This window comes from uncultured Neisseria sp., assembly GCF_951230505.1.
In the GTDB taxonomy this organism is placed as follows: Bacteria; Pseudomonadota; Gammaproteobacteria; order Burkholderiales; family Neisseriaceae; genus Neisseria.
Map to the genome: position 1 here is coordinate 1 of NZ_CATNVN010000071.1, position 8960 is coordinate 8960.

Annotated in this window: 7 protein-coding genes; 3 read left to right on the forward strand and 4 right to left on the reverse strand. The window is 50.3% G+C overall.

The window, feature by feature from the left end:
• Positions 1–34: 34 nt before the first annotated feature.
• From dapC to Q1M25_RS05890, 4 genes are all read right to left on the reverse strand, one after another.
• On the reverse strand, positions 35–1225 hold the full coding sequence (gene dapC / locus Q1M25_RS05875; protein ID WP_300482835.1) for a succinyldiaminopimelate transaminase: 1191 nt from the start codon (positions 1223–1225) through the stop codon (positions 35–37).
• 120 nt (positions 1226–1345) lie between these two features.
• Positions 1346–2518 (reverse strand): nitronate monooxygenase family protein, encoded by a 1173-nt coding sequence (locus Q1M25_RS05880; protein ID WP_300482837.1) that lies wholly within the window; start codon positions 2516–2518, stop codon positions 1346–1348.
• 340 nt (positions 2519–2858) lie between these two features.
• Entirely contained in the window at positions 2859–3539 is a 681-nt protein-coding gene (locus tag Q1M25_RS05885; protein ID WP_004520099.1) for an OmpA family protein, read from the reverse strand.
• 217 nt (positions 3540–3756) lie between these two features.
• On the reverse strand, positions 3757–4632 hold the full coding sequence (locus tag Q1M25_RS05890) for a YoaK family protein (RefSeq protein ID WP_300482840.1): 876 nt from the start codon (positions 4630–4632) through the stop codon (positions 3757–3759).
• A gap of 160 nt (positions 4633–4792) precedes the next feature.
• On the opposite strand from Q1M25_RS05890, the gene Q1M25_RS05895 reads away from it, so the two are divergent.
• From Q1M25_RS05895 to ileS, 3 genes are all read left to right on the forward strand, one after another.
• On the forward strand, positions 4793–5182 hold the full coding sequence (locus Q1M25_RS05895) for a hypothetical protein (protein ID WP_150537878.1): 390 nt from the start codon (positions 4793–4795) through the stop codon (positions 5180–5182).
• A gap of 141 nt (positions 5183–5323) precedes the next feature.
• Positions 5324–6250 (forward strand): bifunctional riboflavin kinase/FAD synthetase, encoded by a 927-nt coding sequence (ribF, locus tag Q1M25_RS05900; protein ID WP_128581759.1) that lies wholly within the window; start codon positions 5324–5326, stop codon positions 6248–6250.
• A gap of 138 nt (positions 6251–6388) precedes the next feature.
• Positions 6389–8960 (forward strand): isoleucine--tRNA ligase (gene ileS, locus Q1M25_RS05905; protein ID WP_300482844.1); only part of this gene is annotated, 2572 nt, incomplete at its 3' end.

Below are 8960 nucleotides of genomic sequence, written 5' to 3' on the forward strand. Positions count from 1 at the left end.
AAAAGGCCGTCTGAAATTTCAGACGGCCTTTGTTTTATCGGCGGTATAAAGCAACCATGGTTTCAGCCGCTTTAACACAGCTTTCTACATCGGCAACCAAAGCGATGCGGACGTAGCCTTCGCCCGGATTGCCTTGCTCGGTATCGCGGGCGAGGAAGCGGCCGGGCAACACTTGGATAGCGGCTTTCTGCCACAGGTTGTGCGTGAATGCCAAGTCGTCGCCATCGGGAACTTTCAGCCAAATGTAGAACGACGCGTCAGGCAGTTTGACATCAAACGCCTGTTGCAAAATAGGGATGACGCGGTCGAATTTTTCTTGGTAGAGGCGGCGGTTGTCAATGACGTGTTCTTCATCGTTCCAAGCGGCAATGCTGGCGCGTTGGACGGGAATGCTCATCGCGCTGCCGTGGTAGGTGCGGTAGAGCAGGAAGTTTTTGAGCAACTCGGCATCGCCTGCGACAAAGCCAGAACGCAAACCGGGGACGTTGGAGCGTTTGGACAGGCTGGTGAACATAATAATGTTGCGTGTACCGCGTCCTAATTGCGCCGCAGCCTGCAGGCCGCCGATTGGTTTGTTGTCGTCAAAATAGATTTCGGAATAGCATTCGTCAGAGGCGATAACGAAGCCGTATTTGTCTTGCAAATCAAAAATTTCTTTCCAGTCTTCTAATTGCAGGACGCTGCCGCTTGGGTTGTTGGGCGAGCAGACAATCAGGACTTTGGTGCGTTGCCATACGTCTTCGGGCAGGCTGCTCCAATCGGGATTGAAGCTGGGCGCAGGACAGTTGGCAAAATGGATTTCGCCACCGCCCAAAATAGTCGCGCCTTCGTAAATTTGATAGAACGGATTGGGGCTGATAACGACCGGTTTGGGGCCGTCTGAAGCCGGATTTAAAACGGTTTGGATAAAAGAGAACAAAGCTTCCCGGCTGCCCAATACGGGCAGGATTTCATTGTCGGGATTGAGGCTCAAACCATCATAACGGCGGGCAACCCATTCGGCGCAGGCTTGGCGCAGTTCGGGCAGACCTATGGTCAGCGGATATTTTTCCAGTTCGTGCAGGGAGGCGGTCAGCGCATCGGTGATGACTTTGGGCGTCGGGTGTTTCGGCTCGCCGATTTGCAGATGAATGGGCGTTACGCCTGTGGGTGCGTCAATGCCTTGCATGGCTTCACGCAGGCGGGCGAAAGGATAGGGTTTGAGATGGTTTAATAATGGGTTCATGATGTTTCTGCCGGATAAATTCAGGCAACAATCTTAGCATTTTTTAGATAGATTGGGACAAAAAGGCCGTCTGAAAACAGGGTTAAATGTTTTCAGACGGCCTTTTGAATATTGATGCGTTTATTTGGTAGGGACGACGGGCAGGGAACCGTTCAAGAGATAATGAATGGTTTCTTGAACTGTACGGATAGCGTTGCCAAACGGCAATGGGTCTTTGCCGCGGAAAAACAGGCCTTTATCGACTTCACCGCGGAATGCGGCTGAAAGTTGGATATCGATACAGAATTGACCGGCTTTAGCCAAACCGTCGCGCAAGCCGCAGCTGGTCAGGCAGTTCAGGCCTTGTGTGCAACGGCGCGGATCGTTTTTGGCATTGGCTTGCAATTTGGCCTCGCGTTTGATGTAGCTGTCGAGGAATTTGGTGCGCACGCCGCGTGCAGGCAAACCGGCAACAGACATGAATTCAACCACTTTTTCGGTTTCCGCACCGGCCAGCGTTTTCTTGAAGTTGATGTGGGCATCGCCTTCTTCGGTCACGGCAAACGCGGTACCGATTTGAACGGCGGACGCCCCCCAGTTTTTCAAGGCTGTTTTGACTTTTTCAAAGTTTGCCATGCCGCCGGCGAGTATCAATGGGATTTTTTCGCTTTCCAAGCCCAAGTTTTTGAATACTTCAAACGTTTCTTCAATAACGCGTTTGAACTCGAATTTGGCATCGTTCACGCCGTCAACTGTTGCCGCACCCAAGTGGCCGGCTGCGTGGGCTGGGTGTTCAATAACGATGGCATCGGGCAAGATGCCTTTTTTCATCCAACGTTTCAAAACGATATTGATACCGCGTGATTCAGACAAAATAGGGAAAAGGGCGACATCTTTGTGGTAGCCTTCGGTCATTTCCGGCAAGTCCAAAGGCAAACCTGCACCCATCACAATCGCGTCTGCACCGGATTCGCAGGCCTGACGGACGTAGGCGGCATGGTCTTTTACGGCTTTCATGACGTTGACGGCAATCATGCCTTTGCCTTCTGAATCGGCTTTGGCTTTTTTGATTTCACGGTCAAGCGCGATGCAGTTGAGGCGGGTGTATTTTTCTTCGCTGGAATCGATTTTTGATTCGGCCAGCAAATCTTCGTGCAAGTGACGCAAATCGACGCTGGCGATGGTACCTACGCCGTTTTCGCGTGCAACCGCGCTGGAGAGTTTTGATGCGGAAACGCCTACACCCATACCGCCTTGAACGACAGGAATCAGTGATTTGCCACGGATAGTCAATGGGTCAAAGTTGTTTTGCATGGATGCTCCTTCATAGATTCTGGATGGTGCCGTCTGAAATCCTATGAAATGGACTGGATAACGGGCTGATGTGTATATAAATAAGTGTGTTTTTCGCCGCCGTTTTTCAGACGGCATGGGGCGTGTTTTTAAAATTTTAGGAATTATACTCTAAGTTAGTGTAAAAATTAGAGTATTAATACAGTTTTTTTAAAGAAAAAATTGAAAAGTCTTGTTAATAAAGGAATAAATTTTATGATGGGTTGGATTGAGGAGGAGAAATTGCAAACAAAATCTACAAAGAAAAAGGCCGTCTGAAATTTCAGACGGCCTTAAGTATGGGAATCAGACAGATGTCGGATTACATTTGTTTTTTAGCGGCATCAATGGCGCGTTGGTCTGGGTTGATCAAGATTTCAACGCGGCGGTTTTGTGCGCGGCCTTCAACAGTAGCGTTGGAGGCGATGGGTTGACGGGAGCCGTAACCGAAAGTGCTCAAACGGGTGCTGCTTACGCCGCGGGATTGCAGGAAGGTGGCAACAGATTCGGCGCGGTTGCGAGACAATGGCTCGTTGATGGCGTCGTTACCGGTGTTGTCGGTGTGGCCGTTGATGGTCAAAGTGGTGTCAGGATATTGAACCAAAGTTTGCGCAGCGGCAGACAAGGCGCTTTGAGCATGGCCGCTCAGGGCGGCGCTGCCGGTGGCGAAGGTTACGTTTTCAGGCATAACCAGTTTGATTTGGTTGCCTTGACGTTCAACTTCGATGTTGGTGTTGGCCAAACTTTGACGCAGTTTTTTCTCTTGGTAGTCCATGTAACCGCCGATACCGGCACCTACTGCACCACAAGCCAATGCGGAGTTGCGCGCGCCTTTACCGCCGTGGGTCAGTGCACCAACGATGCCGCAAACAGCCGCACCGCCCAAACCGTACATAGCGGTTTTGCTGGCGGATTGTTGGCCGGTAACAGGATCAGTTACACAGCCGGTAAGTGCCAAAGGAATTGCAGTAGCAATAACGGTCAGGGGTTTCAAGAATTTCATGTCGTATCCTCTTTTTAGATGACGGCTTAAGCCGTCTGAAAAAATGAATAAAAACCGCGTGGGTCATTACGAATTAATGATACCGAATATCTGAAACGCAAAAGAACGGGTTTAACCCGATATTACGCAAATATTTGCCAGTTAACATAATACTGAAACATTTCTGCATTTTTCTGACTATTTGGTTGTTTTGCAGTCAGATGAAAAGTAAGTTTCTTTACGATTTTTTCCGGTTTTTCTTTTTACGGCGATACCAGCTGACAAATGCCCATTTCAATCTGACTTTGACATCGTATCCCACCGAGCCTGCACCCAATATGAACAAAACGGCGGAAACGGGCAGGGCGAAATGATGGCCGACCAAATGATAACCCCATACGCCAACCACGCCGCCCAGCAAAAACGACAGCATCAAGCCGCTTAAAAGCCACATTTTCGGTTTGTTGACGCGGACGTGCGGCAGGCGCGGATGATGTTGTTTGGAATAATAAAGCGCGCGTGAAATTTCAATGCCTAAGTCGGTCGCCGTGCCGGTCATGTGGGTGGAGCGGATGGCACCGCCGGAAAGAAGCGTGATAACCGTATTGTGCATACCCATAATAAAACACAATAAAAACAATGCTAAAGACGGCATAATAAAATCAGAGCCGCCAAAATCCCATTCCATCGCGGCAATACCGAACCAACCGAATATCAACAGATAAACTGCTTCCAGCCACATGGAAAACCCAAAGCTGCCACGGAAACGCATCTGCTGCGTCCATAAAATCACCCAGCCCGAATGCGCGGCTCCGGCAACAAAACACAACACGCTAATCGTGGCAATAATGGCCACACTCCACTCTTGAAGATACAAAACATCTGCCAACAGCGACATTGAGCCGGTAACGTGGGAGGTATAACGTGAGAATGCGAAGTAACCGCCGGCATTAATCGCACCGGCAAGAAAGGCCATGATGTAGCCCAGCCGTCTGAAACGGGCATCGGAAATATTGTGTTCGTGCAGATACGGGCGATCCGCCTGCCAAAACGGCGGCGTGTGTTGCCTGTGGTGGCGCAATCGGTAGGAGTGGGGCGGTTTGTCAGCGTTCATTGAGTGGGTTTGGAGTTAAACATTCATACAGAGTGTATTTTATATGCAACTGCCTGCTGCTAAAAACAAATAATCTAAAGTGTTCCCAAGTTGCCACACTTGCCCATTACACAATGAGGGCGTACATTAATAGAAAGATATGAACATAAGGAAACATCCGATGAATCCTATCCGTCTGACCTTATTGTTTGGCTCCGTTGCATTGCTGGCCGCCTGCGCCACCACACCCGAGCAAAAAGCCGCACGCGCCCAAGCACAGAAACGTTATGAGCAGGATCTTCAAGTCAATCTTGCCGCCCAATGCGATCAGGAAACTGCCGCGCTGATCCGCCGCAAATTTGACGAAGAAGGCAAACCCGGTGCCGCAACCGCGGAACAAAAAGCCTTCCGCCTCAAATATATCGACAAAGTTTCCGATCCGATGTTCCAAGCCTGCTACAAAATGGCATGGCAAAACTATATTTCCCAAGAACAGCTGCGCGAAGCCCGTTACTATCGCTATTACGACGATTGGGGCTATCCGTTTGGCCGTTATCCTTGGTGGTGGTAAGGTATTAATAAACTTTAGGGCCGTCTGAAAGCATATATTTATCTGAAAGCATATATTTATTGGTTCCAGACGGCTTAAGGTTTATTGAAACGGCAATAACGTTTACAATAGCCGCCTATTCAAACACAATACCCACCACCCATGAACATCTGGCTTGGACAGCGACACGCGCCCAAATTTCCGCAAGGAGCCGCCGTAACCATCGGCAACTTCGACGGCGTACACCTCGGGCACAAACACATTCTACAAAAACTCAAACGAGAGGCAGACCAGCGCGGTCTGCCTGTTGTCGTTGTTGTTTTTGAGCCTCAGCCCAAAGAATTTTTTGCGCGCAAAGCCGGGAAAAAGCTGCCTTACCGCATCAGTCCGCTACGTACCAAATTGCGTCTTTTGCGTGAAACCGGCTGTGTAGATGCCGTTTGGGTCTTGCGTTTTAACCAAGCTTTCTCCGATATGAGCGCACAGGCGTTTATCGACCAGCTTTTGCGCCAAACGCTCAATACGCGGTATCTGCTGATTGGCGACGATTTCCGTTTCGGTGCCGGCCGTGAAGGTTGTTTTGAACTCTTGGCTCAACAGCCCGATATGCAAACCGAACGCACGCCGTCCGTTATCGTTGAAGACATCCGTACCAGCAGTACCGCCGTCCGCCAAGCCCTTTCAGACGGCAAGTTGGAATACGCCAAAAGACTGTTGGGCCATGATTACGTGTTAAGCGGCAAGGTCAAACACGGGCAAAAACTCGGCCGCACCATCAATGCGCCTACCGCCAATGTTCAGCTTCCCCCGTATCATTATGCGTTAAGCGGCGTATTTGTCGTTGAAGCTGACGGCGCATTCGGTACGCGCCGAGGCGTGGCCAGTTTTGGTTTTAACCCCACTGTCAGCAACAATCGTTCGCAAAAGTTGGAAGTCCACCTGTTCGATTTCAACGGCGATTTGTACGGCCAACGCATCTTCGTCCGTTTCCTGCACAAACTGCGTGACGAGAAAAAATTTGAGAGTATCGAAGCATTGAAAACCCAAATTTTGCAAGATATGGAAGATGCGAGGGTTTGGGAAGCATAGAAACGCTTCTAGAAGCTTATAAAATCAAGACAATTGGGCTACAATAAGTCCTTTGAATTTTTTCAGACGGCCTGTTCTTTTTAAAATGAGCAATCAGGCCGTCTGAAACCGAAATACCGCAACAATAGAGATCAAAAAATGACCGATTACAGTAAAACCGTAAACCTGCTCGAGAGCCCGTTTCCAATGCGCGGCAATCTTGCCAAGCGCGAGCCTGCATGGCTGAAAAGCTGGTACGAGCAAAAACGCTACCAAAAACTGCGCGAAATTGCCAAAGGCCGCCCGAAATTCATTTTGCACGACGGTCCTCCGTATGCCAACGGCGACATCCACATCGGTCATGCCGTCAATAAAATTCTCAAAGACATCATTATCCGCAGCAAAACCCAAGCCGGTTTTGACGCGCCTTATGTACCGGGTTGGGACTGCCACGGTTTGCCTATCGAAGTGATGGTAGAAAAGCTGCACGGCAAAGACATGCCTAAAGCCCGTTTCCGCGAATTGTGCCGCGAATACGCTGCCGAACAGATTGCCCGCCAGAAAAAAGACTTTATCCGCTTGGGCGTGTTGGGCGACTGGGACAATTCTTACTTGACCATGGATTTCAAAACCGAAGCCGATACCGTGCGTATGCTCGGCGAAATCTACAAATCCGGCTATCTCTACCGCGGCGCGAAACCGGTTCAATTCTGCTTGGACTGCGGCTCTTCATTGGCCGAAGCCGAAGTGGAATATAAAGACAAAATATCACCTGCGATTGACGTGGGCTATCCATTTAAAGATACTGCCGCGCTTGCCGCCGCATTCGGTTTGGCAAGTATTGAAGGCAAAGCGTTTGCCGTTATCTGGACAACCACGCCTTGGACTTTGCCTGCGAGCCAAGCTGTTTCAGCTGGTGCAGACGTGGTGTATCAACTGATTGATACACCTAAAGGCAAATTGGTGTTGGCCAAAGATTTGGCAGAAGACGCGCTCAAACGTTACGGTTTTTCAGACGGCATTGCTATTCTTGCCGAAACCACCGGCGACAAGCTGGAAAACCTGCACATGAATCATCCGTTCCTCGAACGCGATATTCCCATGCTCAACGGCGACCATGTGACCACCGATGCCGGTACCGGCTTGGTGCATACTGCGCCTGCGCATGGTCTGGAAGACTACGCTGTCTGCAATAAATACGGCATTGAGCTTTACAACCCTGTAAATGCCGAAGGCAAATACATCAGCGAAACACCTCGTGTTGCTGGTATGCGCGTTTGGGAAGCCAACCCCGTCATCCTGCAATGGTTGGAAGAAACCGGCAACCTTTTGGCAAGCAGCAAAATCGAACACAGCTACGCACACTGCTGGCGTCACAAAACGCCGCTGATTTACCGCGCGACAGGTCAATGGTTTGTCGGTATGGACAAAGCCGGTGCCGATGGTAAAACCCTGCGCGACAAAGCCATCAAAGCCGTTGATGACACCGAATTCTTCCCATCATGGGGTCGTGCGCGTTTGGAAGCCATGATTGAAGGCCGTCCTGACTGGGTGGTTTCACGCCAACGCTACTGGGGCACGCCGATGACTTTCTTTGTTCACAAAGAAACCGGTGAGCTGCATCCAAACTCTGCTGAGTTGTTGGAAAAAGTTGCCCAAAAAATCGAAGAAAAAGGCATCGAAGCATGGTTCTCTCTTGATAAGGGCGAACTCTTGAGCGCGGAAGATTGTGAAAATTACGACAAACTTTCCGATACCATGGATGTATGGTTCGACTCCGGCTCGACCCATTATTCCGTCTTGAAACAACGCGAAGAATTGGAATGGCCGGCTGACTTGTACCTCGAAGGCAGCGACCAACACCGCGGCTGGTTCCAATCCTCCATGTTGACCGGTTGCGCCTCATCAATGGGTCGTGCACCATACAAACAGCTGTTGACCCACGGTTTTGTGGTTGACCAAAACGGCCGCAAAATGTCGAAATCCATCGGCAACGTCGTCGCGCCTCAAGAAGTCTACAACGAATTCGGTGCAGATATCCTGCGCCTATGGGCGGCATCCACCGATTACAGCGGTGAATTGGCGATTTCCAAAGAAATCCTCAAACGTGTAACCGAAAGCTACCGCCGTATCCGCAACACCTTGAGCTTCCTGTTTGCCAACCTCAGCGACTTCAATCCTATTGAAGATGCCGTGCAACAGGCAGACATGGTGGAAATTGACCGCTACGCCGTGGTATTGGCGCGTCAGCTGCAAGAGCGTCTGGCAGGCGATTACTATCCGCGTTATGCCTTCCACTTTGCCGTAAAAGACATTGTTTCTTTCTGCTCGGAAGACTTGGGCGCGTTTTACCTCGATATCCTGAAAGATCGCCTCTACACCACCAAAGCAGACAGCCATGCACGCCGCAGCGCGCAAACTGCCCTGTATCACATCACACGCAGTTTGGTTCTGCTGATTGCTCCGATTTTGTGCTTCACCGGCGAGGAAGCATGGGACATCATCGGTGGCGGCGAAGAAGACAGCGTCCTCTTCCACACATGGCATGAGTTCCCGTCTATCAATGAAAAAGCCGAAGCCGAATTGGTGAAAAAATGGACGGCAATCCGCGAAGCACGCGAAGCGGTAACTGCCGCCATCGAGCCTCTGCGTACGGATAAAACCGTCGGTTCTTCATTGCAAGCCGAAACCGAAATTACGGCTCCGGAAGAAATTGCCGACTATCTGAACA

What these genes read in the sequence shown, in the direction of transcription:
- dapC (WP_300482835.1), bottom strand. Translation starts at nt 1,225, where the DNA reads ATGAACCCATTATTAAACCATCTCAAACCCTATCCTTTCGCCCGCCTG.
- ribF (WP_128581759.1), top strand. Translation starts at nt 5,324, where the DNA reads ATGAACATCTGGCTTGGACAGCGACACGCGCCCAAATTTCCGCAAGGA.
- Q1M25_RS05880 (WP_300482837.1), bottom strand. Translation starts at nt 2,518, where the DNA reads ATGCAAAACAACTTTGACCCATTGACTATCCGTGGCAAATCACTGATT.
- Q1M25_RS05890 (WP_300482840.1), bottom strand. Translation starts at nt 4,632, where the DNA reads ATGAACGCTGACAAACCGCCCCACTCCTACCGATTGCGCCACCACAGG.
- Q1M25_RS05895 (WP_150537878.1), top strand. Translation starts at nt 4,793, where the DNA reads ATGAATCCTATCCGTCTGACCTTATTGTTTGGCTCCGTTGCATTGCTG.
- Q1M25_RS05885 (WP_004520099.1), bottom strand. Translation starts at nt 3,539, where the DNA reads ATGAAATTCTTGAAACCCCTGACCGTTATTGCTACTGCAATTCCTTTG.